The organism is Geodermatophilus sp. SYSU D01045, from assembly GCF_054050295.1.
In genome coordinates, this window is sequence record NZ_JBJGZB010000011.1 from 69,118 (window position 1) to 87,354 (window position 18,237).

The window sequence follows — 18,237 nt, forward strand, 5'->3', positions numbered from 1 at the left end:
GCGGTCACCCGCCGGCGTCCCTGCGGGCCCGGGCGAGGTCGGCGGGGGTGTCGCAGTCGGTCCACGGCGGCGGGGTGCCCGGCTCCCGCGCGGGGGACCACCGGGTGACCGCCAGCCGGCCGACCACCCGGCGGACCGGCACCGGGCCGTCCACCTCGGACACGGCCGCCCGCAGGGCCGCGGTCCGCCAGACGCCGAGCAGGTACTGGTCGCGGCCGGCGTCGTCGACGACCAGGACGCCGTCGGCGGTCAGCCGCGCCCGCAGGTCGCGGAGCAGCGCGGGGGTCACGAACGGCAGGTCGCCGGCGAGGACGGCGACCACCGCGGTGTCGACGGCGGCGAGGCCCGCCCGGATCGCCGCGACCGGCCCGCCGCCGGCCGGCCGCTCCCGGACGACGCGGACGCCGCCGGGCACCGGCTGGGGCGGCCCGACGACGACCCGCGGGTCCGCGTCGCGGACGGCGGCGAGGACGGCCTCGAGCATCGTGCGGCCGCCCACCTCGAGCTGCGGCTTGGCCTGCCCGCCCAGCCGGGCCGCGCGGCCGCCGGCCAGGACCACCGCCGCGTACGGCGGGAGCGGGTCCGGCGCGGTCACGGTCCGACCGTAGGGGCCCGGCGTGGGTACCGTCCCCGTCCGTGGGACGAGTCACCAGCCGCACCCCCGTGCTGCGCATCCGGGGCCCCGTGCGCACCACCCGGCCCGACACGGTGGCCGCCGAGGAGCCCCTGGAGATCCGGCTGGCCGGGTCGCCGCTGGCGGTCACCATGCGCACGCCCGGCGCGGACTTCGACCTGGTGCACGGCTTCCTGGCCACCGAAGGCGTCATCGGCGGCGTCGAGGACGTCGCCGGGCTGCGCTACTGCGACTCGGTGGACGCCGAGGGCCGCAACACCTACAACGTCGTCGACGTCGACCTGGCGCCCGGCGTCGACCCGCCGGACACCGCGCTGGACCGCAACTTCCTCACGTCGAGCTCGTGCGGCGTCTGCGGCAAGGCGAGCATCGACGCGATCCGCACCCGCACGCGGTACGACGTCGCCGGCGACGGCACCCGGCTGGAGCTGGCCACGCTGCTGGCGCTGCCCGACCGGCTGCGCGCGGCGCAGGAGGTGTTCACCAAGACCGGCGGCCTGCACGCGGCGGGCCTGTTCACCGCCGACGGTGAGCTGGTGGTGCTGCGCGAGGACGTCGGCCGGCACAACGCGGTGGACAAGGTGGTCGGCGACGCGCTGCGCGCCGGCCGGATGCCGCTGGCCGGGCACGTGCTCATGGTGAGCGGGCGGGCGAGCTTCGAGCTCACGCAGAAGGCGGCGATGGCCGGCATCCCGGTGCTCGCCGCGGTGTCGGCGCCGTCGTCGCTGGCGGTGGAGCTGGCCGCCGACGTCGGCATCACGCTGGTCGGCTTCCTCCGCGGCGACGGCTGCAACGTCTACACCCGGCAGGAGCGCATCGTCCTGCCCGACGACTAGCGGGGAGTGGACTCGAGACGGAGTCCGACGAGGACGCCGCTCTCCCGCACCGAAACCGCGGGCATCTCCCCGTCCCGGTCGGTGTCGAACCACCGCGGGCTGCGGTCGACCGGCCGCAGGGTGAACCCGCCGTCCACCGGGACGTACGTCCGCGGGGGCACCAGGCGCCAGGTCTGGACGACGACGTGGACGCGGACGACGCGGCCGGTGACCGGCGGCACCCGATCCGGGACCTGCCCGTGCGCGTCGGCCACGAGGGCGCCGCGGGCCGGGACGTCCCCGCGCGGCTGTGGCCACCACGCAGCGAGGAGGCCGTGGTGGAGGACGAGCCCGTCGTCGGCCGGCGCCCGCACCTGCCAGCGGAGGTCCCGCGCACCGGGACCGACGGGGTCGTCGACCCACTGCAGCCGCCAGCTCACCCGGTCGCCCTCCCCGGGCGGCGGCCGGCAGCACTCGATCTCCCAGTCGGCGAGGAACACGTCGACGTGGGGGTGCTCGCTCAGTGGTCGCCGCCGCGGAGCTGGCTGACCACGTGGGGGAGGAGCGGGCCGAGGACGGCGAGCGCGTCGCGCACGCCGCCGGTGGAGCCGGGCAGGTTCACGACCAGCGTCCGCCCCGCGGTGCCGGCGATCCCGCGGGACAGCACCGACGTCGGCACCTTCCCCTCGCCGTACCGGCGCACCGCCTCGGCCAGCCCGGGCGCCTCCCGTTCGACGACCGCGCGGGTCGCCTCGGGCGTGACGTCGGTGGGGGAGAGCCCGGTGCCGCCGGTGGTGAGGACGACGTCGGCGCCGGAGGCCACCGCCTCGCGGAGGACGGCGGCCAGCGCGTCGACGTCGTCGGGGCGCACGTGCGGCCCCTCGACCGCGAACCCCAGCGACCGCAGCCCCTCGGCCAAGGCCTGCCCGCTGCGGTCCTCGTAGACCCCGGCCGAGGCCCGGTTGGAGGCGGTGACGACGACGGCGCGGGCGCCCTCCGGCAGGGTCACCGCCGCCACTCGCCGCTCTTGCCGCCGGACTTGGCGAGCAGCCGCACGTCGGTGATCGAGGCCCGCGGGTCCACGGCCTTGACCATGTCGATCACCGTGAGCCCGGCGACGGCGACCGAGGTCAGTGCCTCCATCTCCACGCCGGTGCGGTCGGCGGTGCGCGCGGTGGCGGTGATCTCCACGGCGTCGTCGGTGACCTCGACGTCGACGGTCACGCCGTGCAGCGCGATCGGGTGGCACAGCGGCACCAGGTCCGGCGTCCGCTTGGCCCCGGCGATGCCGGCGATCCGCGCGACGGCGACCGCGTCGCCCTTGGGCACGCCCTCGCCGCGCAGCAGCGCGACCACCTCGGGGCTGACCAGCACCCGGCCGGCGGCGGTGGCCTCGCGGGCGGTCACCGGCTTGGCGGAGACGTCGACCATCCGGGCGGCGCCCTTCTCGTCGACGTGCGTCAGCTCGCTCACTGCAGCGCTCCCTCGATCAGGACGACGTCGACCTCGGCGCCCGCGGGCAGCTCGGTGACGTCCTCGGGCACGACGACCAGGCAGTTGGCCCGGGCCAGGTGGGCGACCAGGTGCGAGCCGGGCCCGCCGACCTGGGAGACGCGGCCGGCGTCGTAGCGGCCGCGGAGGAACTGGCGCCGCCCGGCGGGGGAGCGCAGCGGCGCGGTGAGCACCGCCGGCGCGCGCAGCCGGCCGGGCGCGGCGTGCCCGAGCGCCTGCCGCAGGGCCGGGCGGACGAACACCTCGAAGGACACGAACGAGCTCACCGGGTTGCCCGGCAGGGTGACCACGGGGACGCCGTCGACGGTGCCGGCGCCCTGCGGCCCGCCCGGCTGCATGGCCACCTTGACGAACTCGACGGTGCCGAGCGTGCCGAAGGCGTCCTTGACCACCTCGTAGGCGCCGGCGCTCACGCCACCGCTGGTGACCAGCAGGTCGGCGTCGGCCAGCTCGGCGCGCACGGTGGCGAGGAACTGCCCGACGTCGTCGGGCACGAAGTGCAGCCGCCGCGCGGTGCCGCCGGCGTCCTCGACGGCAGCGCACAGCAGCAGCGAGTTCGACTCGTACACCTGCCCGGGCAGCAGCGGCTCGCCCGGCTCGACCAGCTCGCTGCCGGTGGACAGCACCAGCACCCGCGGGCGGCGGCGCACCCACAGCGTCCGGGCGCCCACCGCGGCGGCCAGGCCGAGCTGGGCGGCGCCGAGCGGGCTGCCGGCCTCCAGCGCGACGGTGCCGGCGGTGATGTCCTCACCGGCGCGGCGCAGGTGGGTGCCGGCGGCCGGGGCGTCGCGGACCTCCACGACGTCGGTGGCGGCGTCGGTGAGCTCGACGGGGACGACGACGTCGGCGCCCGGCGGCAGCAGCGCGCCGGTCATGATCCGCTGCACGGTGCCCGGCGCGAGGGGGACGACGTCGGTGCGGCCGGCCGGGACGTCGTCGGCCACCGGCAGCCGGGCGGGCAGCGCGCCGAGCTCGGCGGAGCGGGCGGCGTAGCCGTCCATCGCCGAGTTGTCGAAGCCGGGCAGCGGCACCCCCGCGACGACGTCGCGGGCCAGGACCCGGCCGTGCGCCGCGGCCAGCGGCACCTCCTCCGCGCCGAGCGGGGCGAGCAGGGCGGCGACCACCGCCTGGTGTTCCTCGACCGTGCGCACCCGGTCATCCTGGCGGATGGGCCCCGGCCCGGCTGGCGGGTGCCCGGGGCCCGGGGCAGCGTGGGCGGCGTGACCGACGTCGTCGTGCTCGGGCAGGTGGGGCGGGACCTGGTGCTGCGGGTCGGGCGGCTGCCCGCCGCGGGCGGCTCGGTGGACGTGGACCGCCGGGTCGAGGTGCTCGGCGGCAAGGGCGCCGACCAGGCGGTGGCGCTGGCGCAGATGGGCGTCCCCGTCGCGCTGGTCGGGGTCGTCGGCGACGACGGCGACGCGCTGCTCGCCGCGGCCGCCGACCTCGTCGCCGGGTGCCAGGCGCTGTCCCTGCAGCTTCAGCAGCCGGGCGAGGCGGTGCGCGCGGCGCTGGACCTGGTCCGCCCGGACGCGCTCGTCGTCGCCGACGGCGCCCCCGCCGACGCCGCCACCCGCGACGCGGTGCTCGCCCGCGCGGCCGTGCTGCGCGCCGACGCCGTGGAGGCCGCCCTGCTGGTGGGGCGGGAGCTCGACGGCGTCGACGACGTCCGGGAGGCCGCGCTCGAGCTGCGGGCGGTCGGACCGCGGCTGGTGGTCCTGTCCGCGGGCGCCGACGGGGAGGTGGTCGCCTGGCGCGCCGGCCGGTCGCGGGCCACGGGTGGCGCCGACCGGCCGGCCGCCGGCGTGGCCCGCGTGCCGCTGTCGGACACGGCCCCCGTCGACCCGGCCGGCGGCGGGGACGCCTACGTCGCCGGGCTGGTGGCCGCGCTGCTCGGCGGCGCCGGCCCGGCCGAGGCCGCCCGGACCGCCTCGGCGGTGGCCACGCTGGCCGTCCGGCGCCTCGGCGGCCGCCCGGACCTCTCGCCGGCGGCGCTCGCCGGCCAGGTCGCCCGCGAGCGCGTGGTACGGGCATAGGAAGCTGTCCCCACGTCCGCGCGCCCGAGACGTGCGGAGAGCTTCCTTTGCCCCACCACACGAGAGGAGCGCCCGCGTGGCCGAGTACGAGCGGATGCTGGCCGCCAACGAGGACTGGGCCCGCGACTTCACGGGCGGGCTGCCGGTGGCCCCGGCCCGGAAGGTCGCCGTCGTCGCCTGCATGGACTCCCGCATGCCGCTGTTCCCGCTGCTCGGCCTGGCCGTGGGCGACGCGCACGTCATCCGCAACGCCGGCGGCGTGGTCACCGAGGACACCATCCGCTCGCTGACCATCTCCCAGCACGTGCTGGGCACCCGCGAGATCGTGCTGGTGCACCACACCGACTGCGGCCTGCAGAAGACCGACGACGCCTCGTTCGCCGACCTGGTCGAGCAGGCCACCGGCGTCCGGCCGCCGTGGCCCGCGCGCACGTTCACCGACGTCGACGAGGACGTCCGCGAGTCGATCCGGCTGCTGCGGGAGAGCCCGTTCCTGCTCTCCAAGGAGATCTGCGGCACCGTCTACGACGTCGAGACCGGGCTGCTGCGCCGCGTCGGCTGACCGCTCCACCGGCCCGGGGGCGATCCGGAACCCCTCCGTTCGCGGGTGACCGCCATCACGGTTACCGTGCGCACTGCCGTCTTCACGGCACGTGTCCCCTCGGAACGGAGAGAGCATGCAGAGGTCCGGCAGGCGACTGGGTCGCCTCCTCGTCGGTGCCGCGGTGATCGCCGCGACCGGCGTCCTCGTCCCCACCGCGGCCACCGCCGCACCGGCCGGGACGACCGGTGCGACGGAGAACCACCTCGTCGTCTTCAAGGGGTCGCGCAGCCCCGCCGACGCCGCCCGGATCGTGACCGCCGCCGGCGGCACCGTCGTCGCCGACTACGCGGCCATCGGCGTGCTGGTCGCCCGCGGCGACAGCGGCTTCGACGAGCGCGTGCGGGCCGACGGGAAGGTGGAGGGGGCGACGGCGACCGGCGCCTACGCCACCCGCCTGGACGGCGGCGCGGCCGTCGACGCCGAGGCCGGCCCGCCCCCGGGCGACCTGCCGAACGCGCCCGCCACGGACGGCGACTCCCTCTCCTGGATGCAGTGGGACATGCGCCAGATCCAGGCGCCCGAGGCCCACGCGGTCACCGGCGGCAGCCGCGAGGTGGTCGTCGGGACGATCGACACCGGCGTCGACTTCCGCCACCCGGACCTGCGGGCCAACATCTCCGACGCCGACAGCGCCAACTGCGTCACCGGCGCCCCGGTGCCCGGCGCGGCCGCCGCGGACGACGACAACGGCCACGGCACCCACACCGCCGGCACCATCGCCGCGGCGGCCAACGGCCAGGGCGTCGTCGGCGTCGCGCCGAACGTGCGCATCGCCGGCATCAAGGCGGCGACCGCCGAGGGCTACTTCTTCCCCGAGGCCGTCGTCTGCGCGTTCGTGTGGGCCGGTGACCGCGGCATCGACGTGACCAACAACAGCTACTTCGTCGACCCCTGGCTGTTCAACTGCCGGAACGAGGAGGAGCAGCGGGCCATCTGGAAGGCCGTGCAGCGCGCCGTCCGGTACGCCATGAACCAGGGGACGACGGTCGTGGCCTCCGAGGGCAACAACAGCGAGGACCTCTCCCACCCGACCGCCGACGCCACCAGCCCCGACCACCCGGCGGGGTCGGAGCAGGAGCGCGAGGTCACCAACGCCTGCGTCGTCGTCCCGGTGGAGATCCCCGGCGTCATCGGCGTGACCTCGACCGGCAGCCTCGCGCAGGGGACGCAGGCCGGCGCGTACCCCGACCACCTCAAGGCCTACTACTCGTCCTACGGCGTGAGCACCGCCGACGTGGCGGCGCCCGGTGGCGACTTCTACTTCCGCGGCAGCGACCCGGGGGCGCAGGCGATCCAGGGGCAGGTCCTGTCCACCTGGCCGGCCGACATCCCGTGCAGCCGCAAGCGGCAGGAGGCGACCGGGGACCCGGCCTACCCGACGGCGGTCTACTGCGGCATCCAGGGCACCTCGATGGCCGGCCCGCACGTGGCCGGCGTCGCCGCCCTGGTGATCAGCCGGTACGGCGACGCGCGGACCCCGCAGAACGGGGCGATGCGGCCCACGCAGGTGGAGGCGCTGATCAGCCGGACCGCGGACGGGCAGCCGTGCCCGGAGGCGCTGCCGGCCGCGAACAGCGGCACCCACACCGGCCGCCCGTACGCGGCGTTCACCGGGTCGGAGAGCGGCGCGGTGCAGCAGTGCCAGGGCGGCTCCGGCCACACCTCCTGGTACGGCACCGGTGAGGTCGACGCGCTCGCCGCGGTGACCGCCGCCCGCTGACCGGACGGCACGACGGAGGGGCCGGGTGCGCGCCGCACCCGGCCCCTCCTGCGTGACCTGCACGGATGCCGTCCCTAGGCTCACGGCCCGTGACGGGGACACGGGGACGACGGCTGGGCGCTGCGGGCGCCGCGGTGGCCGCGGCGGCGCTGCTGACGGGGTGCACGAGCACGGTGAGCGGGACGGCGACCCCGCCGGCGAGCGCCACGCCGACGATGAGCGAGCCGCCGGCCACGGCGACGCCGTCCGGGCCGCCGGTCGACGTCACGCCGGCCCCCGAGCCGACCGTGGGCGCCCTGCTGGAGGCCCACCGCATCGCGTCGGTGACCTCGCTGGTGCAGGCCACCTTCCCGGGGCGGACCGACACCTGCTTCCCCTCCGGGCCGTGGAGCGACTCCGGCGCCCTCGACGCGGCCTACTTCGGCACCGGGACGGCGGGTCCGATCCTCGACCGCTGGGGCTTCGTCACCGCCTGGGGCCAGTGCAACAGCGACCCCGCCGACGGTGCGGGCACCCTGACCATGGTCGCCGAGCTGTCCGACCCCGAGTCCGCGCGGCGGGCGGCCGCGGAGCTCGCCGCCGACCAGGCCAGCGGCTACCGGCAGGCCGAGATCCCGGGCGTCGACGGCGAGGTGCTGCTGCAGGAGGGCGGCGGGGAGGACGTCGTCCAGGCGTTCGTGCCGGTCGGCCGGATGCTGGCCTACGCGTACCACAGCACCGGCCCCGGCCAGGGCCTCGACGACGTCGGCCGGCTGATGACCGACCAGGTGGGCCTGCTGCGGGGCTTCACGCCCACCCCGCAGGACCAGGTGCCCTCGCTGCCCACCGACCCGGCCGGGCTGCAGTCGCTCACCCTCGACCCGCCGGGTGAGTTCACCGAGTTCTCCGGCCCCTACGACCTCGAGGGCTACCTGCGGCTGGCCATCGACCCGGCCCGCGAGCGCGACCTGCTCACCGCCAACGGGTTCACCGGCTTCTACTCCAAGCAGTCCGACGAGGCCGACCTCAGCTACGCCGTCGCGCTGTACGCCTTCCCGACCTCGATGCAGACCAACGCCGTCTACACGGCCTTCGCCGAGCTCGAGGACGCCGAGTTCGGCGGCACCCGGTTCCAGCTGCCGTCGATCCCCGACGCGCCCTGCTTCTGGTTCGAGTCGGGGGAGAGCTACTACCAGCGCTGCTACGTCGGCTACGGCAGCCACCTCGCCAGCGTCGACGTCCTCGGCCTGGACGCCGCCGACGACGTCGCGGCGATGGACCGGCTGCTGCCCGCCCAGCGGGACCTGATCACCGGCTGACGGAGGACCCCGTCGCCCCCCACCCCTCGCTCCGCTCGCGTCGGGCCCCGCGACGGGGCCGTTCCAGCACGTCACCTCGGCCCTCCGGGCCGGCTGGTATCGTCGTCGGCTGGTGCGCGGCCGCCGGCTGGTGCGCGCGCGCCGTCGGCGTCTCCCGTCCTCGGTGAGGCGATCCCACCAGCCATCCCGACGACGACGGAGGACACGAGCGCCGTGCGCACGTACTCACCCAAGCCCGGCGAGGTCACCCGCGCCTGGCACGTCATCGACGCCACCGACGTGGTGCTCGGTCGACTCGCCAGCCAGGTCGCGACCCTGCTGCGCGGCAAGCACAAGCCCCAGTTCGCCCCTCACGTCGACGTCGGTGACTTCGTCGTCGTCGTGAACGCGAACAAGATCGCCCTCACCGGCTCCAAGCGCGACCAGAAGACCGCCTACCGGCACTCCGGCTACCCGGGCGGCCTGCGCGCCATCAACGTCGGCGAGCAGCTGCGCAGCCACCCCGACCGCGTCGTCGAGCGCGCGGTCAAGGGCATGCTGCCGCACAACAGCCTCGGCCGGCAGATGATCAAGAAGCTGAAGGTGTACGCGGGCCCCGAGCACCCGCACGCCGCCCAGCAGCCCCAGACCTTCGAGATCAAGCAGGTGGCCCAGTGACCTCCGCCCTGACCGTGACCGACGCCGAGGGGCGTCCCGTCCAGACCGTCGGCCGGCGCAAGGAGGCCGTCGTCCGCGTGCGGCTCGTGCCCGGCACCGGCCAGTTCCGCCTCAACGGCCGCAGCCTCGAGCAGTACTTCCCGAACAAGGTGCACCAGCAGCTCATCCGCGAGCCGTTCGTGACCCTCGAGAAGGCCGAGCAGTACGACGTCGTCGGCATCCTCAAGGGCGGCGGCGTCACCGGCCAGGCCGGCGCGCTGCGCCTGGCCATCGCCCGCGCCCTCATCGAGGTCGAGGCCGAGGACCGCCCGGCCCTCAAGAAGGCCGGCTTCCTCACCCGCGACGCGCGGGTCAAGGAGCGCAAGAAGTACGGCCTCAAGAAGGCCCGCAAGGCGCCTCAGTACTCGAAGCGCTGACCGGCACCGCCGTGGGTCGCCTCTTCGGGACCGACGGCGTCCGGGGTCGGGCCAACGCCGACCTCACGCCGGAGTTGGCCCTGTCGGTGGCCCGTGCGGCCGCCGGTGTGCTCGCCGACCGCGACGGGACCTCGCGTCCCGTCGCGGTCGTCGGCCGTGACCCCCGCGCCAGCGGGGAGATGCTCGAGGCCGCCGTGGTGGCGGGCCTCGCCAGCGCGGGCGCCGAGGTGCTGCGCGTGGGCGTGCTGCCCACCCCGGCCGTCGCCTTCCTCACCGCCGAGACCGGCGCCGACCTCGGCGTCATGATCTCGGCCAGTCACAACCCGATGCCCGACAACGGCATCAAGCTGTTCAGCCGCGGCGGCCACAAGCTGCCCGACGCGGTCGAGGCGGCGATCGAGCACACCCTCGCCGCCTCCCACGGCACGACCGGCGACCACCGCCCGACTGGCGCCGGCATCGGCCGGGTCCGCGACGTGCCCGGCGCCGTCGAGGACTACGCGAAGCACCTGCTGTCGACGCTCCCGTCGCCGGTGTCCGGCCTGCGCCTGGTCGTGGACTGCGCGCACGGCTCGGCCGCCACCGTCGCCCCGGACGTCTACCGCCGCGCGGGCGCGGAGGTCACCGTCATCGGCGGGGAGCCCGACGGCTGGAACATCAACGACGGCATCGGCTCCACCCACCTGGGCCCGCTGACCGACGCCGTCCGCGGGACCGGCGCGGACCTGGGCATCGCTCACGACGGCGACGCCGACCGCTGCCTCGCCGTCACCGCCGACGGCCGGGTGGTCGACGGCGACGCGATCCTCGCCGTGTGCGCGCTCGCGCTCAAGGAGCGAGGGGAGCTCGCCCGGGACACCGTCGTCGCCACGGTGATGAGCAACCTCGGCTTCCACCACACGATGCGCGACGCCGGCATCGCGGTGCACACCACCGCCGTCGGCGACCGCTACGTCCTCGAGGCGCTGCGCGAGCAGGGGCTCAGCCTCGGCGGGGAGCAGAGCGGCCACCTGGTCTTCCTGGACCACGCGACCACCGGCGACGGCCTGCTCACCGGGCTGTCGCTGCTGTCCCGCATGGCCGCCACCGGCGCCTCGCTCGCCGAGCTGGCCTCGGTGGTGCGCCGGCTCCCGCAGACCCTGGTCAACGTCCCGGTCCGCGACCGCATCGCCGTCGTCGAGAGCGAGGAGGTGGCGGGCGCGGTCAACGCCGCCGAGGCCGAGCTCGGGGACGACGGCCGGGTGCTGCTGCGGCCCTCCGGCACCGAGCAGCTCGTGCGGGTGATGGTCGAGGCGCCCACCCAGGAGCTCGCCGACGGGATCGCCTCCCGGCTGGCCGCGGTCGTCGCCGCCGTCGACTGACCGCGGGGGCTGGACCGGGGCGGTGCCCCGGGACGAGCATGGCGCCCACCGGCCCGGCGGGAGGACGACCGTGACCGTTCGGATGCGCGACCTGGTCGGCGGGGCCGTCGACCAGCTCCGGTACGAGCCCACCGCCAAGCGGGTGCGGGCCGAGGTCGACGGCGTCGTCGTCGCCCTCACCGACCGGGCGCTGCTGGTCTGGGAGCCCCGGCGGGTCGTGCCCGCCTACGCCGTCCCCCGCGAGGACCTCCGCGGGACCCTCACCGCCGCCCCGGCGCCGGTCCCGGCACCGGACGTCCCGGCGGGCACCGGCTTCGCCATCCCGGACGTCACCCGGCTGCGGGTCCTCGACCCCCGGGTCCCGTTCTCCGTGCGCAGCACGCCGGGGGAGCCGGTGGCGCTGCGGGTGCCGGGCAGCGACCGCGTCGTCGAGGGGTTCTGCCCCGCCGACCCGGCGCTGGCCGGGTACGTCGTCCTGGACTTCGGCGGCTGCGACGCCTGGTACGAGGAGGACGAGCCGCTGCACGGGCACCCGCGCGACCCGTTCCACCGGGTCGACGTCCGGGCCGGCTCCCGGTCGGTGCGGGTGTCGGCCGGCGGGCAGCTCCTGGCGGCCTCCTCCCGGCCGCGGCTGGTGTTCGAGACCCTGCTGCCGGTGCGCTGGTACCTGCCGGCCGAGGACGTCGTCGCGGACCTGGTGCCCAGCCCGACGCGCACCTGGTGCGCCTACAAGGGCCAGGCCGAGTACTGGTCGGTGCGGACCGGCGACGGGCTGCTCCCGGACGCGGTGTGGAGCTACCGGGACCCGCTGCCCGACGCGGCCCAGCTCCGGGGGCTGCTGTGCTTCTTCGACGAGCGCCTCGACGTCGCCGTCGACGGGGTGCCCCGCCCGCGCCCGGTGACGCCCTGGTCCTGACCGGGACGGTGGGGCGGGTGGGACGGGTCCCGCGTCTCACACCGCGGGAGGACGGATCGGTCCGCCCGCCCCGGTAGCCTCGGTGCACATGTGCGGCATCGTGGGTTACGTCGGCCCCCAGAACGCCCTGGACGTCGTCGTGGAGGGCCTGCGCCGGCTCGAGTACCGCGGGTACGACTCCGCGGGCGTCGCCGTCCGGGTGGACGGCGGGGGCTCCGGGGAGCTGGCGTCCGCCAAGAAGGCGGGCAAGCTGGCCAACCTGGAGAAGGTCCTGGCCGACGCCCCGCTGCCGGAGTCGACGCTGGGCATCGGGCACACCCGCTGGGCCACGCACGGCGGCCCGACCGACCGCAACGCCCACCCGCACCTGTCGGCCGACGGCCGGGTCGCGGTCATCCACAACGGGATCATCGAGAACTTCGCGCACCTGCGCGCCGAGTGCGAGGCCGCCGGCGTCGAGATGCGCTCGGAGACCGACACCGAGGTCGTGGCGCACCTGCTGGCCGCCGCCTACGCGGAGCTGCCCGCGGGCCCGGGCCGGTTCGCCGAGGCGATGCGCGTGGTCAGCCGGCGGCTGGAGGGCGCGTTCACCCTCGTCGCCGCGCACGCCGACGAGCCTGACACCCTGGTCGCCTCCCGCCGCAACAGCCCGCTGGTGGTCGGCGTCGGCGACGGCGAGTACTTCCTCGGTTCCGACGTCGCGGCGTTCATCGCGCACACCCGCGAGGCGCGCGAGCTCGGCCAGGACCAGGTCGTCGAGATCGACCGCGCCCGCGGCCTGACCGTCACCGGCTTCGACGGCGCGCCCGCCGAGCCCACCGCCTACACCGTCGACTGGGACGCCGCGGCCGCCGAGAAGGGCGGTCACGACTGGTTCATGCTCAAGGAGATCGCCGAGCAGCCGCAGGCGGTCGCCGACACCCTGCGCGGGCGCCTGGGCGACGACGGCGAGCTCGTCCTCGACGAGGTGCGGCTGTCCGACCAGGACCTGCGCGACGTCGACAAGGTCTTCGTCGTCTCCTGCGGCACCAGCTACCACGCCGGGCTGATCGCCAAGTACGCCATCGAGCACTGGACCCGCATCCCGGTCGAGGTCGAGGTGGCCAGCGAGTTCCGCTACCGCGACCCGGTGCTCGACCGCTCCACGCTGGTCGTCGTCATCAGCCAGTCCGGCGAGACGATGGACACCCTCATGGCGCTGCGGCACGCCAAGGAGCAGAAGGCCCGCGTGCTGGCCATCTGCAACGTCAACGGCTCGACCATCCCGCGCGAGTCCGACGCCGTCCTCTACACCCACGCCGGCCCGGAGATCGCCGTCGCCTCGACCAAGGCGTTCCTGGCGCAGATCGTCGCCTGCTACCTGGTCGGGCTGTTCCTCGCCCAGGTGCGCGGCATCAAGTACGCCGACGAGGTCGGGTCGATCGTGCAGCAGCTGCAGCGGCTGCCCGAGGCGGTGGAGCAGGTGCTCACCCAGATGGAGCCGGTGCGGGAGCTCGGCCGGTCGCTGGCCGACGCGGACACGGTGCTGTTCCTCGGCCGCCACGTGGGCTTCCCGGTGGCGCTGGAGGGCGCGCTCAAGCTCAAGGAGCTGGCCTACATCCACGCCGAGGGGTTCGCGGCCGGCGAGCTCAAGCACGGCCCGATCGCGGTCGTCGACGAGGGCACGCCGGTGGTGGTCATCGCGCCGTCGCCGGCCGGGCGCAGCCTGCTGCACGGCAAGGTCGTCTCCAACATCCAGGAGATCCGGGCCCGCGGGGCGCGCACCATCGTCATCGCCGAGGAGGGTGACGAGGACGTCGTCCCCTACGCCGACCACCTCATCCGGGTGCCGCGCACGCCGACCCTGCTCGCCCCGGTGGTGACCACGGTGCCGCTGCAGATCCTCGCCTGCGAGATCGCCGACACCCGCGGGTTCGACGTGGACCAGCCCCGCAACCTGGCCAAGAGCGTCACCGTCGAGTGAGCCGCGCCGTCCTCGCGGCGTGGTGCCCGTCCTCACCCCGCGGCGCGGGGTCGGGCACCGCACGGTGAGGCCGGCCGGTCGGCGGCGGGCGCGGGCGCACGGCAGACTGGCCCGGTGATCGTCGGGGTCGGGATCGACGTGGTCCCCGTGACCCGTTTCGCCGAGTCGCTGGAGCGCACCCCCGGGCTGCGGGACCGGCTGTTCACCGCGGAGGAGCAGACGACGCCGTCCGGCAGCCCCCGCACCGCGGAGTCGCTGGCCGCGCGGTTCGCCGCCAAGGAGGCGGTCGCCAAGTCCCTGGGCGCGCCGGGCTCGCTGCGCTGGCACGACGTCGAGGTGATGGTCGGCGACCGCGGTCGGCCGCACCTGGAGGTGCGCGGCACCGTCGCGCAGCGGGCCGCCGAGCTCGGCATCACCTCCTGGCACCTGTCGCTGAGCCACGACGGCGGCATCGCCTCGGCGGTGGTGGTCGCCGAGGGCGGCGTCGCGCAGGGGAGGGCCCGGTGATCGGGCTGTCCACCGTCGCGGAGGTCCGCGCCGCGGAGGACGTGCTGCTGGCCCGCACCCGCGAGGGCGCGCTCATGCAGCGGGCGGCGACCGGCCTGGCCACCGTCTGCCTGCGGCTGCTCGGCCGGGCGCACGGTGCCCGGGTCACCGTCCTCGCCGGCGGTGGCGACAACGGCGGTGACGCGCTGTTCGCCGGCGCCCGGCTGGCCGCCCGCGGCGCCCGGGTCACCGCCGTGCTGCTCTCCCCGGACCGCGTGCACCCCGCCGGGCTGGCGGCGCTGCGCCGCGCCGGCGGGCGGGTCACCGGCCCGGACGGGCCCGACGGGCTGGACCGCGCCGACCTCGTCCTCGACGGCGTCGTCGGCATCGGCGGCCGCGGCGGGCTGCGGCCGGACGCCGCCCGCCTGGCCGAGCGCGCGGCCACCGGCCCCGGGATCACGGTCGCCGTCGACGTGCCGAGCGGGGTGGACGCCGACACCGGCGCCGTCGAGGGCGCCGCGTTCGCCGCCGTCCACACGGTCACCTTCGGCGCGGTCAAGCCCGGCCTCGTCGTCGGCGAGGGGCGCGGGCACGCCGGCACGGTGCACCTGGTCGACATCGGCCTGGGCCCGCACCTGGCCCCGGCGCGGGCCCACCAGCTCACCGACGACGACGTCGCCGCGCACCTGCAGCCGCCCGGCGACGTCGACGACAAGTACTCCCGCGGCGTCGTCGGGATCGTGGCCGGCTCCGCCACCTACCCTGGCGCCGGGGTGCTGTGCACCGGGGCGGCGCTGCGCACCCGGCCGGGACTGGTCCGCTACGCGGGCACCGCGGCCGAGGGCGTGCGCGCCGCCTGGCCCGAGGCGATCGTCACCGCGGGCCGCCCCGGCGACGCCGGCCGCGTGCAGGCCTGGGTGGTCGGCCCCGGCGCGGGCACCGACGACGACGCCCGCAGCGTGCTCGCCGAGGTGCTGGACACCGACCTGCCGGTGGTGGTCGACGCCGACGCGCTGACGATGGCCGCCCGCGAGCCGGACCTCGTCCGCCGCCGGAGCGCCCCCACCGTGCTCACCCCCCACGATCGCGAGTTCGAGCGCTTCGGCGTCGCGGTCGGCGCCGACCGGATCGGCAGCGCCCGCCGGCTCGCCGCCGACCTGGGCGCGGTCGTGCTGCTCAAGGGCAGTGCCACCGTCGTCGCGGACCCGGACGGGACGGCGTACGTCAACGGCACCGGCACCCCGGAGATGGCCACCGCCGGTACGGGGGACGTGCTGTCGGGGATCCTCGGCGCCCTGCTGGCCGCCGGCACCCCGGCCGCGGAGACCGCCGCGGCGGCCGCGCACCTGCACGGCCGCGCCGGTCAGGTCGCCGCCGAGACCGGGCCGGTGGTCGCCGGCGACCTGGTGCGACGGCTCCCCGGGACGGTGGGCCGGGTGCGCGGCAGCGGCCTGCGAGACTCGGGGGTGTGAGCGAACCCCGGGCCGAGGTGGTCGTCGACCTCGACGCGATCGCGGCGAACACCGCCGTGCTGCGCGAGCGGGTCGGCCGGCCGCTCATGGCGGTGGTCAAGGCCGACGGATACGGGCACGGGCTGGTGCCCGCCGCCCGGGCGGTGCTGGCCGGCGGTGCCGACGCGCTCGGCGTCGCCGTGCTGGAGGAGGCGCTGGCGCTGCGCGCCGCGGGGGTGACCGCGCCGCTGCTCGCCTGGCTGCACGCCCCCGGCACCGACTTCGCCCCGGCGCTGGAGGCCGACGTCGAGGTGTCGGTGAACGCGGAGTGGGGGCTGGCCGAGGTGGTCGCCGCCGCCCGCGCCACCGGCCGGACCGCGCGGCTGCACCTGTCCGTCGACACCGGCCTGTCCCGCGAGGGCGCCACGACCGCCGACTGGCCGGGCCTGGTCGCCGCGGCCGCCCGCGCGCAGGCCGACGGCGACGTCGAGGTGGTCGGCCTGTGGAGCCACATGGCCTACGCCGACGCGCCCACCCACCCGACGATCGGCGCCCAGGTGCGGGTGTTCGACGAGGCCGTGGAGGTCGCCCGCGGCGCCGGGCTGGACGGGCGGCGGCACCTGGCCAACTCCGCGGCCACCGTGGCGCTGCCGGAGACCTGGTACGACATGGTCCGCCCCGGCATCGCCCTCTACGGCCTGGACCCGCTCGGCGGCGACCCGGCGGTCCACGGCCTGCGGCCGGCGATGACCGTGCGCGCGCGGGTGGCCCTCACCCGGCGGGTGCCCGCGGGCGTCGGCGTCTCCTACGGCCACACCTACTCGCCCGTGACCGAGACCACGCTCGCGCTGGTGCCGGTGGGGTACGCCGACGGGGTGCCGCGGGCGGCGGGCAACCGGGCGCCGGTGCTCGCCGGCGGCACCCAGCGCACCATCGCCGGGCGGGTGTGCATGGACCAGTTCGTGCTCGACGTGGGCGACGCCGCCGTGGCGCCGGGCGACGAGGTGGTCCTCTGGGGTCCCGGCGACCGCGGCGAGCCCACCGCGCAGCAGTGGGCCGACGCGGTCGACACCATCCACTACGAGCTGGTCACCCGGGTCGGCGGGCGGTTCACCCGCCGGCACGTCGGGTCTGCAGGGGCGGTCTGATGGCACGCAGCAGGGGACCGGTGCGGCGCGCGGCCGCCCCGGCGCGGTCCGGTGTCGCCGGGGCGCTGGAGCGCCACCCGGCCGCCGGGGTCGCCGGGGCCGTCGTCGGCCTGGCGGCGGCGACCACCGCCGTCGGCGTCGCCGTCGCCCGGATCGCCACCCGGCGGGTGCGCGCGGAGCGGCTGAGCCCCGCCGGGGCGCTGCCCGAGGGCGCCACCGCCGCCGAGCTGCGCGAGGACGACCCGCTCGGCCCGGCCTCCCGCCGGGCCGACCGCACCGCCCTGGTCCGCGCCGACGACGGCGCGCTGCTGGCGGTGGAGGAGGTCGGCCCGCTCGACGCGCCGCTGACGGTCGTCTTCGTGCACGGCTACACGCTGTCGATGGCGTCGTGGACGTTCCAGCGGCGGTCGCTGGGCGCGCAGCTGGCCACGGCCAACGGGCACCGCCCCGCGGCGCGGCTCGTGTTCTACGACCAGCGCGGCCACGGGGGCTCCACCCGCGGCCCGGCCGAGAACTCGACGATCGAGCAGCTCGCCCGCGACCTCGCGACCGTGATCGAGACCCGGGTGCCCGAGGGGCCGGTCGTCCTCGTCGGGCACTCGATGGGCGGCATGACCGTCATGGGCCTGGCCGACCTGCACCCGGGGCTGTTCGGCACGAAGGTCGTCGGCGCGGCCCTGGTGTCGACGTCGAGCGGCAACCTGGCCGAGCTGGACTTCGGCATGCCCGAGTTCCTCACCCGCGTGCGCGTCGCGGTGCTGCCGGTCGCGGCCTGGACGATGCGCCGCCGGCCGGCGTTCGCCGAGCGCACCCGCCGGCTGGCCGCCGACGTCGTCTCCGCGGCCACCTGGTCGCTGTCGTTCTCCTCCACCGACGTCGACCCGCGGCTGGGCCGCTACGTGGACGCGATGATCGGCGGCACCCCGGTCGACGTGATCGCCGAGTTCTACCCGGCGCTGGCCGGCCTCGACGAGACCGGTGCGCTCGAGCCCCTGCGCGCCGTGCCGACGCTGGTGCTCACCGGCGCCGAGGACAAGATGATCCCGATGGCGCACAGCGACACCCTCGTGGAGCTGCTCGGCGGCGAGGGGCCGGTGGTCGAGTACGTCGTCGTGCCGGACGCCGGGCACCTGGTCCCGCTGGAGCGGCCCGAGGAGGTCACCCGCGCGCTGTCCGGCCTGCTGCGCCGCGTCGCCGCCGGGACGCCCGTCCGGGACTGACCC

The 18,237-nt window shown here is 76.6% G+C and carries 19 protein-coding genes; 14 read left to right on the plus strand and 5 right to left on the minus strand.

Annotated features, from left to right (window positions below; genetic code table 11):
• Positions 1-4 precede the first annotated feature (4 nt).
• Positions 5-595, minus strand: coding sequence for a molybdenum cofactor guanylyltransferase (mobA, locus tag ACI798_RS10880; RefSeq protein WP_456940068.1), 591 nt, complete (start codon positions 593-595; stop codon positions 5-7).
• Positions 596-636: 41 nt separating this feature from the next.
• Between mobA and fdhD the strand changes: the two genes are divergently transcribed.
• A complete protein-coding gene (fdhD, locus tag ACI798_RS10885; RefSeq protein ID WP_457047912.1) occupies positions 637-1,470 on the plus strand; it encodes a formate dehydrogenase accessory sulfurtransferase FdhD in 834 nt (277 codons plus the stop codon).
• Here fdhD and ACI798_RS10890 read toward each other — a convergent pair.
• The 4 genes from ACI798_RS10890 to moeA are packed head-to-tail and all read right to left on the minus strand — an operon-like array spanning position 1,467 to position 4,112.
• Positions 1,467-1,949, minus strand: coding sequence for a DUF6578 domain-containing protein (locus ACI798_RS10890; RefSeq protein WP_457047913.1), 483 nt, complete (start codon positions 1,947-1,949; stop codon positions 1,467-1,469). The genes fdhD and ACI798_RS10890 overlap by 4 nt on opposite strands.
• A 20-nt stretch (positions 1,950-1,969) precedes the next feature.
• The gene (locus tag ACI798_RS10895; protein WP_457047914.1) at positions 1,970-2,458 is read right to left on the minus strand and encodes a MogA/MoaB family molybdenum cofactor biosynthesis protein; all 489 of its coding nucleotides are present in this window, start codon (positions 2,456-2,458) and stop codon (positions 1,970-1,972) included.
• Positions 2,455-2,922 (minus strand): cyclic pyranopterin monophosphate synthase MoaC, encoded by a 468-nt coding sequence (gene moaC / locus ACI798_RS10900; protein ID WP_387987701.1) that lies wholly within the window; start codon positions 2,920-2,922, stop codon positions 2,455-2,457. Before moaC ends, ACI798_RS10895 begins: the two co-directional genes overlap by 4 nt.
• On the minus strand, positions 2,919-4,112 hold the full coding sequence (moeA, locus tag ACI798_RS10905) for a molybdopterin molybdotransferase MoeA (RefSeq protein ID WP_456940063.1): 1,194 nt from the start codon (positions 4,110-4,112) through the stop codon (positions 2,919-2,921). Before moeA ends, moaC begins: the two co-directional genes overlap by 4 nt.
• A 69-nt stretch (positions 4,113-4,181) precedes the next feature.
• Here moeA and ACI798_RS10910 point away from each other — a divergent pair, with 69 nt between their 5' ends.
• The 13 genes from ACI798_RS10910 to ACI798_RS10970 all read left to right on the plus strand — a co-directional run bounded on the left by ACI798_RS10910 (position 4,182) and on the right by ACI798_RS10970 (position 18,234).
• Positions 4,182-4,994, plus strand: coding sequence for a PfkB family carbohydrate kinase (locus tag ACI798_RS10910; protein ID WP_457047915.1), 813 nt, complete (start codon positions 4,182-4,184; stop codon positions 4,992-4,994).
• Between the two features lie 76 nt (positions 4,995-5,070).
• Positions 5,071-5,556 carry a beta-class carbonic anhydrase gene (locus ACI798_RS10915; protein WP_456940061.1) on the plus strand — a complete coding sequence of 162 codons (486 nt, stop codon included), beginning with the start codon at positions 5,071-5,073 and terminating at the stop codon, positions 5,554-5,556.
• Positions 5,557-5,719: 163 nt separating this feature from the next.
• Entirely contained in the window at positions 5,720-7,318 is a 1,599-nt protein-coding gene (locus tag ACI798_RS10920) for a S8 family peptidase (RefSeq protein ID WP_457047916.1), read from the plus strand.
• Positions 7,319-7,407: 89 nt separating this feature from the next.
• Entirely contained in the window at positions 7,408-8,616 is a 1,209-nt protein-coding gene (locus ACI798_RS10925) for a DUF7373 family lipoprotein (protein ID WP_457047917.1), read from the plus strand.
• Between the two features lie 213 nt (positions 8,617-8,829).
• Positions 8,830-9,273, plus strand: a complete 444-nt coding sequence (gene rplM, locus ACI798_RS10930; RefSeq protein WP_456940058.1) for a 50S ribosomal protein L13 — start codon at positions 8,830-8,832, stop codon at positions 9,271-9,273.
• Entirely contained in the window at positions 9,270-9,689 is a 420-nt protein-coding gene (rpsI, locus tag ACI798_RS10935; RefSeq protein ID WP_456940057.1) for a 30S ribosomal protein S9, read from the plus strand. Before rplM ends, rpsI begins: the two co-directional genes overlap by 4 nt.
• Positions 9,690-9,700: 11 nt before the next feature.
• Entirely contained in the window at positions 9,701-11,050 is a 1,350-nt protein-coding gene (gene glmM, locus ACI798_RS10940) for a phosphoglucosamine mutase (protein WP_456940056.1), read from the plus strand.
• Between the two features lie 70 nt (positions 11,051-11,120).
• Entirely contained in the window at positions 11,121-11,966 is an 846-nt protein-coding gene (locus tag ACI798_RS10945) for a DUF427 domain-containing protein (protein ID WP_456940055.1), read from the plus strand.
• An 88-nt stretch (positions 11,967-12,054) separates the two neighbouring features.
• Positions 12,055-13,929, plus strand: a complete 1,875-nt coding sequence (gene glmS / locus ACI798_RS10950) for a glutamine--fructose-6-phosphate transaminase (isomerizing) (RefSeq protein WP_457047918.1) — start codon at positions 12,055-12,057, stop codon at positions 13,927-13,929.
• 114 nt (positions 13,930-14,043) lie between these two features.
• The gene (locus ACI798_RS10955; RefSeq protein WP_456940053.1) at positions 14,044-14,436 is read left to right on the plus strand and encodes a holo-ACP synthase; all 393 of its coding nucleotides are present in this window, start codon (positions 14,044-14,046) and stop codon (positions 14,434-14,436) included.
• Positions 14,433-15,887, plus strand: a complete 1,455-nt coding sequence (locus ACI798_RS10960) for an NAD(P)H-hydrate dehydratase (RefSeq protein WP_457047919.1) — start codon at positions 14,433-14,435, stop codon at positions 15,885-15,887. Before ACI798_RS10955 ends, ACI798_RS10960 begins: the two co-directional genes overlap by 4 nt.
• Positions 15,884-17,014 carry an alanine racemase gene (alr, locus tag ACI798_RS10965; protein WP_457047920.1) on the plus strand — a complete coding sequence of 377 codons (1,131 nt, stop codon included), beginning with the start codon at positions 15,884-15,886 and terminating at the stop codon, positions 17,012-17,014. Before ACI798_RS10960 ends, alr begins: the two co-directional genes overlap by 4 nt.
• Positions 17,014-18,234 carry an alpha/beta fold hydrolase gene (locus ACI798_RS10970; protein WP_457047921.1) on the plus strand — a complete coding sequence of 407 codons (1,221 nt, stop codon included), beginning with the start codon at positions 17,014-17,016 and terminating at the stop codon, positions 18,232-18,234. The genes alr and ACI798_RS10970 overlap by 1 nt, the downstream gene beginning before the upstream one ends.
• Positions 18,235-18,237 lie beyond the last annotated feature (3 nt).